The sequence below is a fragment of the Salmonella sp. SSDFZ54 genome, from assembly GCF_004010735.1.
GTDB lineage: Bacteria > Pseudomonadota > Gammaproteobacteria > Enterobacterales > Enterobacteriaceae > Salmonella > Salmonella enterica.
The window spans coordinates 373237-392889 of sequence record NZ_CP034819.1; the positions used below are offsets into that span (position 1 = coordinate 373237).

At 51.5% G+C, this 19653-nt stretch carries 19 protein-coding genes; 10 read left to right on the plus strand and 9 right to left on the minus strand.

Translation table 11 applies throughout. The annotated features are described in order from the left end of the window. Positions 1-38: 38 nt before the first annotated feature. Positions 39-872 carry a xanthosine phosphorylase gene (gene xapA / locus EOS97_RS01785; RefSeq protein WP_001119755.1) on the minus strand — a complete coding sequence of 278 codons (834 nt, stop codon included), beginning with the start codon at positions 870-872 and terminating at the stop codon, positions 39-41. A gap of 255 nt (positions 873-1127) precedes the next feature. Between xapA and EOS97_RS01790 the strand changes: the two genes are divergently transcribed. Next, complete coding sequence (locus EOS97_RS01790; protein ID WP_000722927.1) at positions 1128-1889, plus strand: outer membrane protein OmpK; 762 nt, start codon at positions 1128-1130, stop codon at positions 1887-1889. 61 nt (positions 1890-1950) lie between these two features. Here EOS97_RS01790 and EOS97_RS01795 read toward each other — a convergent pair whose 3' ends face one another. Beyond that, the gene (locus EOS97_RS01795) at positions 1951-2877 is read right to left on the minus strand and encodes a LysR family transcriptional regulator (RefSeq protein WP_001109837.1); all 927 of its coding nucleotides are present in this window, start codon (positions 2875-2877) and stop codon (positions 1951-1953) included. An 89-nt stretch (positions 2878-2966) separates the two neighbouring features. On the opposite strand from EOS97_RS01795, the gene EOS97_RS01800 reads away from it, so the two are divergent. Continuing rightward, complete coding sequence (locus EOS97_RS01800) at positions 2967-3965, plus strand: bile acid:sodium symporter family protein (protein ID WP_000765580.1); 999 nt, start codon at positions 2967-2969, stop codon at positions 3963-3965. Here EOS97_RS01800 and EOS97_RS01805 read toward each other — a convergent pair. The 3 genes from EOS97_RS01805 to zipA form a co-directional block, all read right to left on the minus strand. Then, the gene (locus EOS97_RS01805; RefSeq protein WP_001519708.1) at positions 3962-4180 is read right to left on the minus strand and encodes a DUF3820 family protein; all 219 of its coding nucleotides are present in this window, start codon (positions 4178-4180) and stop codon (positions 3962-3964) included. The genes EOS97_RS01800 and EOS97_RS01805 overlap by 4 nt on opposite strands. A gap of 1 nt (position 4181) precedes the next feature. Further along, positions 4182-6197, minus strand: coding sequence for an NAD-dependent DNA ligase LigA (gene ligA, locus EOS97_RS01810; protein WP_000433279.1), 2016 nt, complete (start codon positions 6195-6197; stop codon positions 4182-4184). Positions 6198-6268: 71 nt separating this feature from the next. Next, positions 6269-7255: a cell division protein ZipA gene (gene zipA, locus EOS97_RS01815; RefSeq protein ID WP_000983126.1), complete on the minus strand. Its 987-nt coding sequence runs from the start codon at positions 7253-7255 to the stop codon at positions 6269-6271. Positions 7256-7486: 231 nt separating this feature from the next. Between zipA and cysZ the strand changes: the two genes are divergently transcribed. The 5 genes from cysZ (at position 7487) to crr (ending at position 12350) form a co-directional block, all read left to right on the plus strand. Next, complete coding sequence (cysZ, locus tag EOS97_RS01820) at positions 7487-8248, plus strand: sulfate transporter CysZ (RefSeq protein WP_000255008.1); 762 nt, start codon at positions 7487-7489, stop codon at positions 8246-8248. A gap of 163 nt (positions 8249-8411) precedes the next feature. Further along, on the plus strand, positions 8412-9383 hold the full coding sequence (gene cysK / locus EOS97_RS01825; RefSeq protein WP_000036904.1) for a cysteine synthase A: 972 nt from the start codon (positions 8412-8414) through the stop codon (positions 9381-9383). Between the two features lie 383 nt (positions 9384-9766). Then, a complete protein-coding gene (gene ptsH, locus EOS97_RS01830) occupies positions 9767-10024 on the plus strand; it encodes a phosphocarrier protein Hpr (RefSeq protein ID WP_000487600.1) in 258 nt (85 codons plus the stop codon). 48 nt (positions 10025-10072) lie between these two features. Then, entirely contained in the window at positions 10073-11800 is a 1728-nt protein-coding gene (gene ptsI / locus EOS97_RS01835) for a phosphoenolpyruvate-protein phosphotransferase PtsI (protein ID WP_000623118.1), read from the plus strand. A 40-nt stretch (positions 11801-11840) separates the two neighbouring features. Then, positions 11841-12350 carry a PTS glucose transporter subunit IIA gene (gene crr, locus EOS97_RS01840; protein WP_000522253.1) on the plus strand — a complete coding sequence of 170 codons (510 nt, stop codon included), beginning with the start codon at positions 11841-11843 and terminating at the stop codon, positions 12348-12350. Positions 12351-12499: 149 nt separating this feature from the next. On the opposite strand, the gene EOS97_RS01845 is transcribed toward crr, so the two are convergent. Both EOS97_RS01845 and pdxK read right to left on the minus strand, forming a co-directional pair. Next, the gene (locus EOS97_RS01845; RefSeq protein ID WP_000844541.1) at positions 12500-12739 is read right to left on the minus strand and encodes a hypothetical protein; all 240 of its coding nucleotides are present in this window, start codon (positions 12737-12739) and stop codon (positions 12500-12502) included. Continuing rightward, on the minus strand, positions 12736-13602 hold the full coding sequence (pdxK, locus tag EOS97_RS01850; protein WP_000529620.1) for a pyridoxine/pyridoxal/pyridoxamine kinase: 867 nt from the start codon (positions 13600-13602) through the stop codon (positions 12736-12738). The genes EOS97_RS01845 and pdxK overlap by 4 nt, the downstream gene beginning before the upstream one ends. Before the next feature lie 82 nt (positions 13603-13684). Between pdxK and ptsJ the strand changes: the two genes are divergently transcribed. From ptsJ to EOS97_RS01865, 3 genes are read left to right on the plus strand one after another with little or no spacing between them, the layout of a single operon-like run. Beyond that, positions 13685-14977: a transcriptional regulator PtsJ gene (gene ptsJ, locus EOS97_RS01855; RefSeq protein ID WP_000565112.1), complete on the plus strand. Its 1293-nt coding sequence runs from the start codon at positions 13685-13687 to the stop codon at positions 14975-14977. Positions 14978-14991: 14 nt separating this feature from the next. Beyond that, entirely contained in the window at positions 14992-15711 is a 720-nt protein-coding gene (locus EOS97_RS01860) for a GMP synthase (RefSeq protein ID WP_001263759.1), read from the plus strand. Between the two features lie 58 nt (positions 15712-15769). Then, positions 15770-16153: a YfeK family protein gene (locus EOS97_RS01865; RefSeq protein WP_000710728.1), complete on the plus strand. Its 384-nt coding sequence runs from the start codon at positions 15770-15772 to the stop codon at positions 16151-16153. A 1054-nt stretch (positions 16154-17207) separates the two neighbouring features. Here the strand turns inward: EOS97_RS01865 and EOS97_RS01870 are convergent. Beyond that, positions 17208-18319 (minus strand): IS3 family transposase gene (locus EOS97_RS01870; RefSeq protein WP_095055964.1). Its coding sequence is split into 2 segments (ribosomal slippage): positions 17208-18058 and positions 18058-18319, totalling 1113 coding nucleotides; the frame shifts between segments, so codons are not numbered across the junction. Between the two features lie 356 nt (positions 18320-18675). Further along, positions 18676-19587, minus strand: coding sequence for a cysteine synthase CysM (gene cysM / locus EOS97_RS01875; RefSeq protein ID WP_001093889.1), 912 nt, complete (start codon positions 19585-19587; stop codon positions 18676-18678). Positions 19588-19653: the final 66 nt, after the last annotated feature.

A 19653-nucleotide genomic window follows, 5' to 3' on the forward strand; every position in this document is an offset into this window, starting at 1 on the left:
TGAGATAAAGCCCCAATACGGGGCCGTAGTCATTGTGTTTAGGCCAGCTTACGTAAAAAGCCGCAAATCAGATTGATAAAGTTCTGCCGGGAAAGTTCAGCCGCCGCCAGCGTTTGCGCATGGGAGAGTTTTACATCGCCCAGCCCTTCCGCCAGATTGGTGATCGCTGAGACGGCAACAACTTTGAGACCACAATGACGTGCGCTAATCACCTCAGGGACAACGGACATTCCGACCACATCGCCGCCAATAATCTGCATCATGCGGATTTCTGCCGCCGTTTCGAAGTTCGGACCCGGATAAGAAACAAATACGCCTTCAGTGAGGGGGAATCCCTCCTCTGCCGCAACGGACTGAAGCATGGCGCGATAATCTGCGTCATAAGCATTAGCCAGCGAGAAGAAGCGATCGCCATAACGATCATCGTTTGGCCCCACCATCGGCGTACCGGGCATCGTATTAATGTGATCGCTAAGCGCAACCAGGCTACCCGGCCCCACTTCCGGGCGCAGAGATCCTGCCGCATTGGTGCAGAACAACACTTCACAGCCCAGTAATTTCAACGTGCGAATGGCATCGGTCATCACCGCCATTCCACGCCCTTCATAAAAATGTCCGCGGCCTTTCATACAGGCCACCGGAACCCCCGCCAGATGGCCGAGCACCAGTTCACCAGCATGGCCGTGTACGGTGCTGACGGGAAATCCCGGCAATTTCTCGTAAGAAATGGCTACCGCATCTTCGATTTGATCCGCCAGAGCACCCAACCCGGAGCCTAAAATAAACGCGACGCGCGGGGTAAATGCCGGTTTATGTGCATGAATAATATCAACACAATACTCAGGATTATGAGAAAAAAGAGCGTGAGGCATAAGTTTCCTTGTTCTATCGGATTTAATTTGACTCCTTTTTATAACGACCATCGCCCCTTGCTGACCAATACACTTTTCACGTGTCATCAATAGCCATTTAATATCGATAGATTTAGATCGCTTCTGTATTAATACAGAGGGAAAACAGTATTGGTTTTTGCTTGCACTTCATATTAACAATATGCCGCTTTCATATTTATAAATTGCCTCTTTTTAATTAACCCATTAATAATTATCGGCATAGGGAAATATGCTATGAAAAAAATTCTTACTCTGACGCTTTCTTCTTTACTCATTATTCCCGCACTCACCCATGCGGAATTTAAAGGCGGGTTCGCCGATATCGGCCTCCATTACCTCGACTGGACATCAGACACCACGGAAAAAACCAGTAAAAAATCCCATAAAGATGATTTTGGGTACCTGGAACTGGAAGGCGGAGCGAATTTTAGCTGGGGAGAAATGTACGGGTTCTTCGACTGGGAAAATTTTTACAATGGCCGCCACGCTAAACCAGGCAGCGAACAGCGTTACACCTTTAAAAATACCAACCGTATTTATCTGGGCGATACAGGATTAAACCTCTATCTCCATGCCTACGGGACGTACGGTTCACCTCATCGCGCTAATTTCCATGATGACATGTTTCTCTATGGTTTAGGCTATAACTTCACAGGTAACGGTTACTGGTTTAAACCCTTCTTTGCCAAACGTTATACCGATCAGACCTACTACACAGGCGATAATGGTTATGTATTAGGTTGGGTGGCCGGCTATAGCTTCTCGTTGGGTAGTGAGAAATTCAGCGTAACGAACTGGAATAAGTATGAGTTTGACCGCGATGCGTCCTACGCTGCGGGCAATGGCGGGAAAGATGGCATTAATGGCGCAGTAGCGCTGTGGTGGAATGCGACTCCTCACCTGACCGCAGGAGTACAATATCGTTACGCTGATAATAAGTTAGGAGAATCCTTCCTGCAGGATGGCATTATTTATTCCATCAAATACCTGTTTTAACACACTGCCCTGTCAAAAATGGCAGGGCAAGACCGCACCTCACACACGGACAGATAGATATTTATAGCTGATACAGCGGATCTTTCGCCCTCGCGGCGGTTAATTCGCTGGCCTGAGTACGCACCACGTCCCACAACGCCTGCGCCGCCGTGGAGAGCGATCGGTTTTTTCGCCGCGCCAGCATGAGCTGCCTTTCAACTACGGGCGTCAGCCGTTTAACCTGTAAGTGGCTGCCCTGCGGGAGCGGTAACGCCAGCGCGGGCAGCACGCTGATGCCGATTCCCGCTTCCACCATTGGAAACAGCGTGGCCGGGTGACCAATCTCCTGCACGATATCCGCCTCAATAGCAAAATGGGCCAGCGCCGCATCAATCAGCGGTCGGCTACCGGAAGCGTAATCCTGTAAGACCAGCGACGCCTGTTTAAGATCCTGCCAGCTTACCCATTCCTGATGCGCCAGCGGATGATCCTGGCGACACAACAGTAAAAAAGGCTCTGATAAGATGGCTTCACACTGTAAATCCACCGCTGCGCCGGGATCGATAACGATGCCAAAATCCACTTCTCCCTGGCGGATGCTCTCCAGCACCCACTGCTGCGGACGATCGTGCAATACAAAATCAATAGCGGGATAAAGTGAATTACTTTGGGCAATGCATTGCGGAATAAGATGCGCAGAAATGGTTTGGCTCGCGGCAACGCGCACGGTGCCGGTTAATTGTGTCCCTACTCTGCCTGCATCGCGCAGTATGCTGTTCAGTTCATCAAGCACCCGCTCCAGACGCGTCGCCAGTTGTTGCCCCGCCTCGGTCAGCACCACCTCACGCGTAGTGCGATCCAGCAGTCTGACGCCGGTTTGCCGCTCCAGCTCTTTTACGCTATGACTGACCGCAGACTGGCTCAGTCCAATCCAGTCCCCTGCCCGACTGAAACTTTTGGCCTGGGCGACGGTAATAAAAATACGCAGTTGACGCAGTGAATAGTTCATCGACTAGATTCATATATAGATGCAATAAATCAATTTTATTTCTCAAAGCGAAAAACGCAAAATAGCTGCACCGACTTTCAGGAGTTTTTATGAAACTTTTTCGTATCCTTGACCCTTTCACGCTGACACTTATCACCGTGGTACTACTGGCCTCTTTTTTCCCGGCGGAAGGCAGCTTTGTGCCTGTCGTTGAAGGCATTACGACAGCGGCCATCGCTCTGCTGTTTTTTATGCATGGCGCGAAGCTTTCACGTGAAGCGATCATCGCTGGCGGCAGCCACTGGCGGTTGCATCTGTGGGTCATGTGCAGCACTTTTGTGCTCTTTCCTGTCCTCGGCGTACTGTTTGCCTGGTGGGCGCCTGTCAATGTCGACCCTATGCTCTACAGTGGCTTTCTGTATCTGTGCATTTTGCCCGCCACCGTGCAGTCGGCGATTGCATTTACTTCACTCGCGGGCGGTAACGTCGCGGCCGCGGTGTGCTCAGCGTCTGCGTCCAGTCTGCTGGGCATTTTCCTGTCGCCGCTGCTGGTCGGTCTGGTAATGAATATTCATGGCGCGCAGGGCAGTCTGGAAGAGGTGGGCAAAATTATGCTGCAACTGCTGCTGCCTTTTGTGCTGGGACACCTGTCTCGCCCGTGGATCGGCAACTGGGTCGCGCGCAACAAAAAGTGGATCGCGAAAACAGATCAGACCTCTATTTTGCTGGTGGTCTACTCGGCGTTCAGCGAAGCGGTGGTCAATGGCATCTGGCACAAAGTCGGCTGGGGATCGCTGCTGTTTATCGTCGTGGTCAGTCTCATACTGTTGGCGATCGTCATCGCTATTAACGTCTTTGTCGCCCGTAAATGCGGCTTCAATAAAGCCGACGAAATCACTATTGTTTTCTGCGGTTCGAAAAAAAGCCTGGCCAACGGGATCCCGATGGCCAATATTCTGTTTCCGACGTCAGTGCTGGGTATGATGGTATTACCGCTGATGATCTTCCACCAGATCCAACTGATGGTCTGCGCAGGGCTGGCGCGGCGCTACAAACGCCAGACCGAGAAGTTACAGGCGCAGCAGGAAAGCCGCGCCGCGAAAGCTTAAAGCGGGCGTTTCAGGGGCTGCACCAGTTGCGTCAGCCCCTCGGTTTTAATCAGCAGCGTGATTTGCATCAATTCCCCCAGTTTACCCGCCGGAAATTGATCTTTACGGGCAAACCACAGCAAATACTCTTCCGGAAGGTCGATCAATCGACGTCCCTGATATTTGCCGAACGGCATCACGGTGTTGGCGATTTCAACCAACTGCTCTTTTTCCATCTCAGGCACCCAGTAAGCGGATCATTTCCGCTTCATCAATGACATTGATGCCCAGTTCCTGCGCTTTGGCCAGTTTGGAACCCGCCGCTTCACCGGCAATCACCAGATCGGTTTTCTTCGATACGCTGCCTGCCACTTTCGCGCCCAGCGCCACTAAACGCGCTTTAGCGTCATCGCGGGACATCTGGCTCAGGCTACCGGTTAGTACCACGGTTTTACCGGCAAACGGGCTATCGATCTCTTGCACATTAATGACTACCGGCGCGGGCCAGTGGACCCCTTCCGCCAGTAGCTGCCCAATCACGTCACGATTACTCTCTTCGGCAAAAAAGTTAAAGACGTGCGTAGCGACCACAATCCCCACGTCAGGTACTTTCTGCAACTCGTCAATGGTGGCGGCCTGTAGCGCCTCCAGCGTGCCGAAATAAGCCGCCAGCCCCGCCGCCGTCGCTTCACCCACTTCACGGATGCCCAGCGCATAGAGAAAACGCGCAAAGGTCGTCGCTTTGGCTTTTTCCAGCGCGTTTACAACATTTTGCGCGGACTTTGGCCCCATTCGGTCCAGGCCGGTCAGTTTACCCGCCGTCAGACGGAACAGATCCGCTGGCGTATGGACATACTCCCTTTCCACCAGTTGGTCGATGATCTTATCGCCCATCCCGTCTACATCCATTGCCCGGCGCGACACAAAATGTTTCAACGACTCTTTACGCTGCGCGCCGCAAATCAGCCCGCCGGTACAACGGGTAACGGCTTCGCCTTCGACGCGCTCTACGTCCGATCCGCACACCGGACAGTGCGTTGGAAACACAATCGGACGCGTCTCTTCAGGGCGTTCGGACAGAACCACGTTGACCACCTGAGGGATCACATCGCCTGCCCGACGGATAACCACCTTATCGCCAATGCGCAAGCCAAGTCGCTCAATTTCATCGGCATTATGCAACGTGGCATTGCTGACCAGCACACCAGCCACCTGAACCGGTTCCAGACGCGCCACCGGCGTAATCGCCCCGGTACGCCCGACCTGAAACTCAACGTCGCGCACAAAAGTCATCTGCTCCTGAGCAGGAAATTTAAACGCCACCGCCCAGCGCGGCGCGCGGGCCACAAAGCCCAGCTGTTCCTGCAAAGCCAGCGAGTTGACCTTAATCACCACGCCGTCGATATCAAAACCGAGCGTGGGGCGATCTTTTTCGACGTTGCGATAAAAATCCAGTACCGCCTGGGGAGAATCGCACAGCGTCACGCGATCGCTGACCGGTAACCCCCACGCTTTAAATTGCAGCAAACGTCCCAGATGCGTATCCGGCAACTCGCCGCCTTCCAGAATACCGACGCCGTAGCAGAAAAATGTTAGCGGTCGCTTCGCCGTAATACGCGGATCGAGCTGACGCAACGAGCCCGCCGCCGCGTTACGCGGATTAGCAAACACTTTGCCGCCAGTACGGCGCGCATCTTCATTGATCTTTTCGAACCCGGCCTGCGGTAAAAATACCTCTCCGCGAACTTCAAGACGCGCCGGAATATTATCGCCGTGCAGCTTTAACGGAATGGCGCGAATCGTGCGCACGTTTGAAGTGATATCTTCACCGGTGGTGCCGTCGCCACGCGTCGCAGCGCTCACCAGCACGCCGTTTTCATACAGAATGCTGACCGCCAGGCCATCCAGTTTTAGCTCGCAGCACCAGATGACATTTTCCGTGCTTTTTAGACGATCCTGCACTCGCTTGTTAAACGCCAGGAAGCTTTCTTCATCAAATACGTTATCGAGCGACAGCATCGGTACTTCATGGCGAATCTGGTTGAATGCCGTCAGCGGCGCCGCGCCAACGCGCTGCGTGGGCGAATCCGGCGTGATAAGGTCCGGACGTTGCGCCTCCAGCTCTCGCAGTTCCCGCATCAGGCGGTCATATTCGGCGTCGGGAATCTCCGGCGCATCCATCACATGATACAGATATTCATGATGGCGAAGCGTGGTTCGCAGTTCTGTCAGTTGTTGTTCGATTGGTTCCATATCACACCATCAATGATAAAAAACCCCCGACAGGCGGGGGTTACGTTAAAAATGTCACACCTGCGTTAACCTCAGGCGTTAGCGTCCATCACCTCGCGGATGCGGTCCTGATATTCGCGCAGTTTCTGCGGTGTCATCATCCGACGCTGGTCATCCAGCACGACGCCACCGACCTCATCAGCGATATGCTGCGCGGATTGCAGCATCAGCTTGAAATTCTGCAGCGCATCGCCGTAAGACGGTACCTGCATAAAGATAGTGACGCCAGGCGTAGTGAAGTCCGTCATTTCAGGATCGAACGTTCCCGGATTGACCATATTCGCGAGACTGAACAAGGCCGGGCCGCTGCCGTCCGGGCTCAAATGACGATGGAAAATATTCATATCGCCAAATTTAAAGCCTGACTGCTGAATACTGTTCAGTAACACTTCACCATTAAGCTCGCTGCCATGATGGGCCGCGACGTTCATAATGATGACCGCCTCTTTACGCTGCGGTTTTTCCACAACCGGCGCTTCTTCCACTACCGGTTCCGCCTCAACCACAGGTTCCGCAGGCTGGAAGGTTTGCGCTGATGGCGGCGGCGCGGGCTGCGCAACAGGCTGCGGCGCTTGCGACGGCGGTGCAGGCTGCTGTTGCGGCGGCTGTACCGGCGGCGCAGATGGCTGAACCTGCTGAGGCTGCGGCGCAGGTTGGACCGGTTGCTGAACCGGCTGTTGCATCGGCGCTTGCGGCTGCGGCGGCGCCGCTGGACGCGGTTGCGCAGACGCATAAGGCGGCTGGTACTGGTGTTGCGGCGACTGACGAGGGGCATCATGCTCCTGCGACTGGCCGGGGGCATGATTTACGCGGTGAACACGAACTTCACCCACGCCTTCGTCTTCTTCGACATCGTCGTCATACGAGTCGTCGTCGCGTTTCGATTTCATGCGTTTTAGTGGACGATCGCGGAACATAGAAGATCGTTCTTTACGGCTGGTCCAGAAACCATGTACCAGTAAAGCGATTATGGCGATCGCGCCAACAATGATTAATATCAGACGCAAATCCTGCATCATTATATTCTCTGTTGTTCTAACACCTTGCCACCACGGCAAACATTTACTCACTAAGAGTATTTGCCGATTACGTCAAGTGCAAGTGTACTGTTGGCTTTCGCAGCATAAAGATGAAGGAAAATGTGCTTTTTGCTGTTTTTTCGAACATTTCCGAACTATCCACCGTCTGATAACCGGGTAAGATATCCCACGTTTACCCAGGGCTTTAAGAAAAAGGAGTATGTCCTGAATATGGTTTCATCATCCACAACCGTACCACGTAGCGGCGTCTATTATTTCTCGCAAGGATGGAAGTTAGTCACCCTACCGGGAATCCGCCGCTTTGTTATTTTACCTCTGCTGGTCAACATTGTGCTGATGGGCGGCGCATTTTGGTGGCTGTTTACCCAGCTTGACGCCTGGATACCTTCGTTGATGAGTCATGTGCCGGACTGGCTGCAATGGCTGAGCTATCTGCTGTGGCCGATTGCAGTTATCTCTGTTCTGTTGGTCTTTGGCTATTTTTTCTCTACCCTCGCCAACTGGATCGCCGCGCCGTTTAACGGCCTTTTAGCCGAACAGCTTGAGGCGCGGTTAACCGGCGCCACGCCGCCAGATACCGGCATACTCGGCATCATGAAAGATGTACCGCGCATTATGAAACGTGAATGGCAAAAGCTGGCGTGGTATCTGCCGCGTGCTATTGTGCTGCTGGTTCTCTATTTTATTCCTGGCATTGGCCAAACCATCGCGCCGGTGCTGTGGTTTTTGTTCAGCGCCTGGATGCTGGCGATCCAGTATTGCGACTACCCGTTTGATAACCACAAAGTGCCGTTTAAAACGATGCGCGCCGCGTTGCGCACGCAGAAGGTGGCGAATATGCAATTTGGCGCGCTCACCAGCCTCTTTACGATGATTCCGGTGCTTAACCTGTTCATTATGCCTGTCGCCGTCTGTGGCGCGACGGCAATGTGGGTTGATTGCTGGCGTGCTAAGCACGCGTTATGGAAATAACGTAAAAATGTATAAATAAGAGATGGCTTATGCTGTCTCTTATTCCATACTGATAACCATTATTTCCCATCAGCATATAGATATGCGAAATCCTTACTTCCCCATATCTGGCTGGAAGGTATGCTGGGAAGGTATCCCAATTTCATACAGTTAAGGACAGGCCATGAGTAAGATTTATGAAGATAACTCGCTGACTATCGGTCATACGCCGCTGGTTCGACTGAACCGTATCGGTAATGGACGCATTCTGGCGAAGGTGGAGTCGCGCAACCCGAGCTTCAGCGTCAAGTGCCGTATCGGCGCCAATATGATTTGGGATGCCGAAAAGCGTGGCGTACTGAAACCTGGCGTGGAACTGGTCGAGCCGACCAGCGGCAACACCGGTATTGCGCTGGCGTATGTCGCCGCCGCGCGCGGTTACAAACTCACCCTGACCATGCCGGAAACCATGAGCATTGAACGCCGCAAGCTACTCAAAGCATTAGGCGCGAATCTGGTGCTGACCGAAGGGGCGAAAGGGATGAAAGGCGCTATTCAGAAAGCCGAAGAAATTGTCGCCAGCGATCCGCAAAAATATCTCCTGCTCCAGCAGTTCAGCAACCCTGCCAACCCGGAAATCCATGAAAAAACCACCGGCCCGGAAATCTGGGAAGACACCGATGGTCAGGTGGATGTGTTTATCTCCGGCGTCGGCACTGGCGGTACGTTAACCGGCGTCACGCGTTATATCAAAGGGACGAAGGGTAAAACCGATCTTATCACCGTTGCGGTAGAACCCACTGACTCCCCGGTTATCGCCCAGGCGCTGGCTGGTGAAGAGATCAAACCGGGCCCGCATAAAATTCAGGGCATCGGCGCAGGCTTCATCCCAGGCAACCTGGATCTGAAACTGATTGATAAAGTGGTTGGCATCACCAATGAAGAGGCCATTTCTACCGCGCGCCGTCTGATGGAAGAGGAAGGTATTCTGGCGGGAATTTCTTCCGGCGCCGCAGTTGCTGCAGCGCTTAAGCTGCAGGAAGATGAAAGCTTTACCAATAAGAATATTGTGGTTATCCTACCCTCATCAGGTGAGCGTTATCTGAGCACCGCGTTGTTCGCCGATCTCTTTACTGAGAAAGAACTGCAACAGTGATGCCAGCATGTTAAAAACGCGTAAAAAAGCACCTTTTTGGGTGCTTTTTTGTGGCCTGCTTCAAACTTTCACCTCACCTGGCATTGATTCACCCTGCCGGAACTGGTATTTAACCAGACTAATTATTTTGATGCGCGAAATTAATCGTTACAGGAAAAGCGTTAGCTGAATCGATTTTATGATTTGGTTCAAATCTTCCTTTCGCGGCATAATGTTTAATGACGAGCGAAACGTCAGCGGCCATAAGTTGCCAGCAACGGATTGCGTAGAACACCTTTTGTGTCGCGTCCCGTTTACGCCGGCGCTAACAATACAGGCTAAAGTTGAGCCGCCAGGCTAGACTTTAGTTCCACAACACTAAACCTATAAGTTGGGGAAATACAATGTTCCAGCAAGAAGTTACCATTACCGCTCCGAACGGTCTGCACACCCGCCCTGCTGCTCAGTTTGTTAAAGAAGCAAAAGGCTTCACTTCTGAGATTACTGTGACTTCCAACGGCAAAAGCGCCAGCGCGAAAAGCCTGTTTAAACTGCAGACTCTGGGCCTGACTCAAGGCACCGTCGTCACCATCTCCGCAGAAGGTGAAGATGAGCAGAAAGCGGTTGAACATCTGGTCAAACTGATGGCGGAACTCGAGTAAGTTTTTTTCCGGGTTCTTTTAAAAATCAGTCACAAGTAAGGTAGGGTTATGATTTCAGGCATTTTAGCATCCCCGGGTATCGCTTTCGGCAAAGCACTGCTGCTGAAAGAAGACGAAATCGTCATTGACCGGAAAAAAATTTCTGCCGACAAGGTTGATCAGGAAGTTGAACGTTTTCTGAGCGGTCGTGCCAAGGCATCTGCGCAACTGGAAGCGATCAAGACAAAAGCTGGTGAAACGTTCGGTGAAGAAAAAGAAGCCATCTTTGAAGGGCATATTATGCTGCTCGAAGATGAGGAGCTGGAGCAGGAAATCATAGCCCTGATTAAAGATAAGCACATGACGGCTGACGCAGCCGCACATGAAGTTATCGAAGGTCAGGCCACTGCCCTGGAAGAACTGGATGACGAATACCTGAAAGAGCGTGCGGCTGACGTACGTGATATCGGTAAGCGCCTGTTGCGCAACATCCTGGGTCTGGCCATTATCGATCTGAGCGCGATTCAGGAAGAAGTTATCCTGGTTGCCGCTGACCTGACGCCGTCAGAAACCGCACAGCTGAACCTGCAGAAAGTGCTGGGCTTCATCACCGACGCGGGCGGACGCACGTCTCATACCTCCATCATGGCGCGTTCTCTGGAACTGCCAGCGATCGTAGGTACCGGTAGCGTCACCTCTCAGGTGAAAAACGGCGACTATCTGATTCTGGATGCCGTAAACAACCAGGTTTACGTCAACCCGACCAACGATGTTATTGAGCAACTGCGCGCCGTCCAGGAGCAGGTTGCGACCGAGAAAGCGGAACTCGCAAAACTGAAAGATCTGCCGGCAATCACGCTGGATGGACATCAGGTTGAAGTTTGCGCCAACATCGGTACCGTTCGCGACGTTGAAGGCGCTGAGCGTAACGGCGCGGAAGGCGTTGGTCTGTATCGTACTGAATTCCTGTTCATGGATCGCGACGCGCTGCCGACGGAAGAAGAGCAGTTTGCCGCCTATAAAGCGGTCGCTGAAGCATGCGGCTCGCAGGCGGTTATCGTCCGTACCATGGACATTGGCGGCGACAAAGAGCTGCCGTACATGAACTTCCCGAAAGAAGAGAACCCGTTCCTGGGCTGGCGCGCCGTGCGTATCGCCATGGATCGCAAAGAGATCCTGCGTGACCAGGTTCGCGCGATTCTGCGTGCCTCCGCTTTCGGTAAATTGCGCATTATGTTCCCGATGATCATCTCTGTTGAAGAAGTTCGCGCGCTGCGCAAAGAGATTGAAATCTACAAACAGGAACTGCGTGACGAAGGTAAAGCATTTGACGAAAGCATTGAGATTGGCGTGATGGTGGAAACACCGGCTGCGGCGACAATTGCGCGTCATTTAGCCAAAGAAGTTGATTTCTTTAGTATCGGCACCAATGATTTAACGCAGTACACCCTGGCAGTTGACCGTGGTAATGATATGATTTCACACCTTTACCAGCCAATGTCACCGTCCGTACTGAACTTGATCAAGCAAGTTATTGATGCTTCTCATGCAGAAGGTAAATGGACTGGCATGTGTGGTGAGCTTGCAGGCGACGAACGTGCTACACTTCTGTTGCTGGGGATGGGTCTGGACGAATTCTCTATGAGCGCCATTTCTATCCCGCGCATTAAGAAGATTATCCGTAACACGAACTTCGAAGATGCGAAGGTGTTAGCAGAGCAGGCTCTTGCTCAACCGACAACGGACGAGTTAATGACGCTGGTTAACAAGTTCATTGAAGAAAAAACAATCTGCTAATCCACGAGATGCGGCCCAATTTACTGCTTAGGAGAAGATCATGGGTTTGTTCGATAAACTAAAATCTCTGGTTTCTGATGATAAGAAAGACACCGGAACTATTGAGATTGTTGCCCCGCTCTCTGGCGAGATCGTCAACATCGAAGACGTGCCGGATGTAGTTTTTGCTGAAAAAATCGTTGGTGATGGCATCGCTATCAAACCAACCGGTAACAAAATGGTCGCCCCTGTTGACGGTACCATCGGCAAAATCTTTGAAACCAACCATGCGTTCTCTATCGAATCCGATAGCGGCATTGAGCTGTTCGTTCACTTCGGTATCGACACCGTTGAGCTGAAAGGCGAAGGCTTCAAGCGTATTGCTGAAGAAGGTCAGCGCGTGAAAGTTGGCGATCCGGTCATCGAGTTCGATCTGCCGTTGCTGGAAGAAAAAGCCAAGTCTACCCTGACTCCGGTTGTTATCTCCAACATGGATGAAATCAAAGAACTGATCAAACTGTCCGGTAGCGTGACCGTGGGTGAAACTCCGGTTATCCGCATTAAGAAGTAATTCTTGCCGCAGTGAAGAATGGCGCCTTTGGGCGCCATTTTTTTTGCCTGTTCTTGCGCCGCCATCCGGCGATGGTGCGGCGTACTGCCTGATGGCGCTACGCTTATCAGGCCTACAAGGTTGCGAACATTTCAGCGCCAATCCACGGGTTACAACTGCGAGGTCACCGGGCGAAAGCACTTCTCGCGCATCAGGATCTTCATCCCATCCGGGCCACTCTCCAGCATCCTGCGTTCGGAATCGGACACTTGCAACTCGCACTGATAGCCGCCAGTGATGCCAAACATCGCCCGCGCCACGCAGATATCTTCCAGCGCGTCCAGCCCGCTCGTTTCAAAATGCCCCACGATACGCCCCTGCTGGCGAACCACCAGCCGATAACTCTTCATCGCGCCTCCCCTGCCGGCGGCAGAATTAACTCATCACAGCCACACTGCTGTGTCCAGGTCATCACCTCCAGCACGCGCTGCGCCGCATCTTTTGCCGCGGTCGTCAGTTTTTTTCCCTGCACAATACCGCTGACCAGCTCGGCGCAGAAGAGATCTCCCGTCCCTTTTAACTCCGTCGCCACCCGCGGATGGGCAAAGACCTCCACGACCTGCGCGGTAACGACGGCAACCGTTATGGTCTCCATAGATTCGCCCGGCGCGCTGGTGATAACCACCCATTTCAGCGTATCGGAAAGCAGCGATTGCGCCGCCGCCACCGCCTCTTCCAGCGTGCGACACGGTTTACCACTCAGCATCTCCAGCTCAAATACGTTCGGCGTTAGCCCCTGCGCCTGCGGCAACAAATGTGTGCGATAAGCCTGCGGAATTTCCGCCTGCACATACATTCCACTGTCGGTATCGCCAATGACGGGATCAACAAGAATACACACCTCCGGATGCGAAGCCCGGATCGCCATTAGCCACTTCGAAAGCAAGACAATTTGGTCTGCGCTGCCCATGTAACCGGTGGTAATCGCTTTTAATTCACGTAGCGCATCGCGCTCATTCAACGCCGTAAGGTAGCCTGCAAACCACTCGGCGGGAATAATGCCGCCATAAAAGGTTTTATAGTGCGGCGTATTGCTGAACAGCACCGTCGGGACCGCCGTCACGCGTAATCCCTGCGCTTTAATGGCCGGAACAGCGATACTGTTGCCTACGCTGCCGTACACGACCTGTGACTGGACGGCGACGATATCGGTCTGTAATGCCCGATGGTTGTCGTCGAAGAGCACTGACTGAATATCACTCTCTTGTCCCATAAAATTTTCCTCTCGCTGGACAGCAGGCTACCGCCTCATTATCATTGTCATATGCTAAAATTCATTTTGTCATAGGTCAATAATGATCGACGGAAAAACCGCTAACGAAATTTTTGACAGTATCCGTCAACACATTATCGCCGGCACGTTACGGGCGGAGGATTCGCTCCCGCCGGTACGGGAGCTGGCAAGCGAATTAAAGGTGAACCGCAATACCGTCGCAGCGGCGTATAAACGGCTGATAACGGCGGGACTGGCGCAAAGTTTAGGCCGCAATGGGACGGTGATTAAAGGCAGTCCGTCTCCCGTAGCGCTGGAAGGCGGCGATCCGCATACGCCTCTGCACGACCTTTCCGGCGGCAATCCCGATCCGCAGCGTCTGCCTGACCTCAGCCGTTATTTTGCCCGTCTCAGCCGCACGCCGCATCTCTACGGCGATGCGCCCGTTTCCCCTGAACTACACGCCTGGGCGGCGCGCTGGCTACGGGATGCCACTCCCGTCGCAGGCGAAATTGATATCACCAGCGGAGCTATCGACGCTATCGAAAGACTGCTTTGCGCGCATCTGCTGCCGGGCGACAGCGTCGCGGTGGAAGATCCCTGTTTTTTAAGCAGTATCAATATGCTGCGCTATGCCGGTTTTAGCGCCAGCCCGGTCAGTGTGGATAGCGAAGGAATGCAGCCTGAAAAGCTGGAACAGGCGCTAAACCAGGGCGCGCGGGCAGTGATCTTAACGCCGCGCGCGCACAACCCTACCGGCTGTAGCCTGAGCGCTCGCCGTGCCGCTGCGCTGCAAAATATACTGGCGCGTTACCCTCAGGTAGTGGTCATTATCGACGATCACTTCGCCCTGCTTTCTTCGTCGCCCTGGCAGCCGGTTATTGCGCAGACAACGCAACACTGGGCGGTGATACGCTCCGTTTCCAAAGCCCTCGGCCCCGATTTACGTCTTGCTATTGTCGCCAGCGACAGCGCGACCTCGGCAAAACTTCGGCTGCGGCTAAATGCCGGTAGTCAGTGGGTCAGCCATCTGTTACAGGATCTGGTCTACGCCTGCCTGACCGACCCTGAGTATCAGCACAGGCTGGCGCAAACGCGGCTGTTTTACGCCGCCCGGCAACAAAAACTGGCCCGCGCCCTACAGCAATATGGCATCGCCATTTCTCCCGGCGACGGCGTGAATACCTGGCTCCCGCTGGACACCCATAGCCAGGCTACCGCGTTTACGTTGGCAAAATCCGGCTGGCTGGTACGTGAGGGAGAAGCCTTTGGCGTAAGCGCGCCGTCTCACGGTCTACGTATCACGCTGTCGACATTAAATGACGGCGAGATCAACACGCTGGCGGCTGATATCCATCAGGCGCTAAATCGCTAACAGGAGAAAATAACGTGCGAGTTCATTTTGTTGTCCATGAGTCGTTTGAATCCGCTGGCGCTTATCTGAAATGGGCTGAAGATCGCGGTTATACCATTTCATGGTCGCGCGTCTATGCCGGAGAAGCGCTACCGCCCAATGCCGATGAGTTCGATATGCTCGTGGTATTTGGCGGTCCGCAGTCGCCGCGCACCACCCGCGAAGAGTGCCCGTACTTTGACTCTCGCGCCGAACAGCACTTAATTAATCAGGCGATTACGGCCCGGCGAATGGTTATCGGCATTTGTCTTGGTTCGCAGCTCATTGGCGAGGCGCTGGGCACCGCTGTGTGCCAAAGTCCGGAAAAAGAGATTGGTCACTACCCTATTACGCTCACTGAAGCCGGTCTGCGGCATCCGCTTATCGCCCACTTTGGCTCCACGTTAACCGTCGGCCACTGGCACAACGATATGCCAGGACTCACCGATCAGGCGACCGTGCTGGCTGAAAGTGCCGGCTGTCCACGTCAGATAGTGCAGTACGGCAATTTTGTCTACGGCTTCCAGTGTCATATGGAATTTACCGTCGAGGCGGTTGAAGGATTAATCCAACATTCGCAGCAGGAGCTGGCCGACGCGCAAGGGAAGCGTTTTATCCGCTCGGTCGCCGAGATGCGCGCATGGGATTACCAGCAAATGAATGAAAAGCTGTGGCGTTTTCTGGATGAACTCACGCTGGCGCACTCACAGAAATAACCACACCAGGAGTGCAACTTATTACCCGGCTAACGGTCTGAAGTGCAGTGATTATCGCATGAAAAAGGATTTTACCATGAAGAAAATTGTCTGCGCCGTCGTTGCGCTCCTGCTGACTCTACCCGCCTGGGCGAAGCTAAACGCCCATGAAGAAGCGCGCATTAACGCCATGCTTAATGCGCTGGCGCAGAAAAAGGATCTGACATTCGTTCGTAACGGTGATGCGCATAACTGCGAGGAAGCCGTATCGCACCTGCGCTTAAAACTGGGCAACACGCGCAATCGTATCGACACCGCCGAACAGTTTATCGATAAAGTCGCGTCGTCGTCGTCCATCACCGGAAAGCCCTATATCGTTAAAATTCCCGGTAAAGCGGATGAAAATGCACAGCCTTTCTTGCACGCGCTGATTACTGAAACGGATAAAACAGTTACTGAATAAGATCCATGCTTGTAGGATGAAGTGTACACAATGGAATGCAAGGAATGAGGCATATTAGAACTATAATTATTTTGCTAATTGGATCATTTTTTTCAATTTCATTGCTAATCTTGTTCATTGAGATTGCAATGGGTGATGTATCTAAATATTCATTAGTTGGTATTTTTGTTTTATGGATTACATCTTTGATTATTGGAATAATGAATGTTTGGTGGCATATTTTAATTGCAGTTATTTTAATGATGTTATTTACTAACATTAAGAAAAAATGGTTAATTATTGTGATCTATATATATGTGTTTCTTATCGGATTAACTAGTTGTATTATAACTGGTGTATAGAAATGAATTCATGCACACTAGTAATAATGCAAATTAAGGGAGCATCCATAAATGAATCAGAGAAATTGTATGAAAGAACTATAAAAACATTTGAATATGCCATCTTAAAATTCAAATCAAAATTTAACTATTGTATGAATAATTTTATGTCATTCTTACATTCGATATTGAATAAAAATATATATCTACTCAATTTAGTATTTATACCTGATGTGGTTAATGCTCATGGTATGGGTGTTACAGAAACCGTATTTATAAACTGGTGGGTAATTTTAAGTTTAAATTTTATCATCTTCGTTACATTGTTTTTCTATAATAGAATTATTGTGTCGTTATTTTATTTATTTTCTTTCTTAACGATGTTGTTCTTGTTCTTGTTCTTTCATTTATATATGAAAACTTATATTGATGTATATTTTTATATAAATGGATATGTAGCTTTGATTATTGTACCTTTGCTTATTACATATATTTTTACGCGAGTGAATAAAAATCGAAAAAAATAAAATAGCAGAGTGATTATTATGAACACAGCAATCGTAATGTATATACTCATTATCGTGTAAGTTACAAAAAATATTGGCTCTATCCATTAACTGTCTATACTTCTGGAAGTTCACGAAATTACCGCTAAACCATTAGGCAATAGTTATTTCATTAACCTAACTTCACTTCCCATAAAACTTGTACCACGTACTGTAAATAGACCCGTTTTAGTTCCAGGCATTTTTTGAGATCCCGGCCAAATGATTGTGTTGCCGATATTCCTCCGGCGTCATATTGTTCAGTGATTCATGAGGGCGTTCACAGTTATATTCTGACACCCATCTTTCCGTGATTTCCCGCGCTTCATTCAGCGTTCTGAACAGATAAAAATCGAGTATTTCTGTACGGTATGTTCGGTTAAAGCGCTCAATAAAAGCGTTCTGCGTCGGCTTACCCGGCTGAATAAATTCCAGTTTTACTGCATGTTGCTCTGCCCATTCAGCCAGTGCAAGTGAGATAAATTCCGGACCATTATCCATGCGTAGCATGACCGGATAGCCACGATTTGCCGCGATCCTGTCGAGTACACGGACCACTCGTGGGGCTGGCAGATTCAGATCTATTTCAATCGACAACGCCTCACGGTTAAAGTCATCAACGACATTGAACGTGCGAAAACGACGCCCACAGACCAGGGCATCATGCATAAAATCGACAGACCAGCTCTGGTTCAGCGCTTCCGGTGTGGCCAGTGGCGAGGGGTTACGCACCGGCAGCCGTTGTTTGCCCTTACGGCGAAAATTCAGCTTCAGCAGACAATAAATACGGTGGATCCTTTTGTGATTCCACATGTATCCCTGCCGCCGCAGAACCTGAAAAAGCTTCGGAAAACCGTATCGTGGATACCGTTCAGCTGCTGCCTGCAATGCGGTAATAACGGGTTCGTCACGTGTGTTATCCGGACGGTAATGATAAACCGTTCTGCTCAGGTTCAGGCTCCGGCAGGCCTGACGGATACTGAGTCCGAATGCCGTTATCAGATGAGTGACCAGCTCACGCTTAAAGGCTGGTTTTAAAGCTTTTTTTCGATAACGTCTTTCAGCGCCCGGTTCTCAAGGCTCAGGTCGGCAAACATCTGTTTGAGGCGTCGGTTCTCGTCCTCAAGATCTTTTATCTTTTTAATATCAGAAGCTTCCATGCCGCCGTATCTGGACTTCCAGTTATAGTAGGTGGCCTCAGAGATACCGGCCTCCCGGCAGACATCTTTAACGGTTCGTCCAGCTTCAACCGACTTAATCACAGTGATGATCTGATGCTCAGTAAAACGGGCTTTACGCATAGCGATCTCCTTCGTTGGCAGATTGATTATGCCGGATGATCTCTAAATGTGAATGGCACGATTATGCGGGATACTTACAGTACCACCCACGCCCATCTTCATGCCCCAGATCCATTGCCAGAGCCTCTTTCCCGCTAAACCTTTGCGCCGGATCAGGGCGGCGAGCACACTTTGTTAAAACAAATAATAAAAGATCAAAATACGATCGATTTGTTTATTTTTAAGATACTCAATCGAGTCACATCCTGAAGCCACCGCATTTAAATGCGGTAAACATGACATTGTTAAGCCCGTTTAACAAAGTATGCTCGCCCTGTTTCTATAATACGAATCGGTCCGCAGAATAATCTGGTAGTTTAAATCCCTGCCCCCTGGCTGAAATGCTCTTCACCAAACACGCCGGTAGACAAGTAACGGTCGCCGCGATCGCAGATGATCGCCACCACTATCGCGCCGGGCGTGGCTCGTGCGACGCGTAACGCGCCCGCTACCGCGCCGCCGGAACTCACGCCGCAGAAAATGCCTTCACGAACGGCCAGTTCACGCATGGTGTTTTCGGCATCATTCTGATGAATATCCAGCACCTCATCTACCAGCGAGGCGTTAAAAATGCCCGGCATATATTCCGCAGGCCAGCGGCGAATGCCCGGAATACTGCTGCCCTCTTCCGGCTGCAAACCGACAATCGTCACCGGCTTTTTCTGCTCGCGCAGAAAACGCGACACGCCGGTAATGGTGCCGGTCGTGCCCATGCTGGAGACAAAGTGAGTGATGCGACCTGACGTTTGCCGCCAGATTTCCGGGCCGGTGGTGGTGTAGTGAGCGTAGGGATTATCAGGATTATTAAACTGATCGAGCAGTTTGCCCTCGCCTCGTTCAGACATAGCGAGCGCTAAATCGCGCGCCCCTTCCATTCCCTGCTCTTTAGTGACCAGAATCAGTTCCGCGCCATAGGCCCGCATTGCCGCCCGACGCTCCTGGCTCATGTTGTCCGGCATCAACAGCTTCATGCGATAACCTTTCAGCGCGGCGATCATCGCCAGCGCAATGCCAGTGTTGCCGCTGGTCGCTTCAATCAGGACATCGCCCGGTTTAATTTCCCCGCGCTTTTCCGCCTCGACAATCATCGATAGCGCCGCGCGATCTTTCACCGATCCTGCCGGATTATTGCCTTCCAGCTTGACCCAGATTTCACTGCCGTTATCCGGCCCCAGACGTTGTAATTTGACCAGCGGCGTATTGCCGATGGTTTGTTCTAATGTATTCACGTTTTCAGCTCGTAAAAAAGCCCGGTATGCGTAGCGCCACCGGGCGATAACTATACAAATTAACCT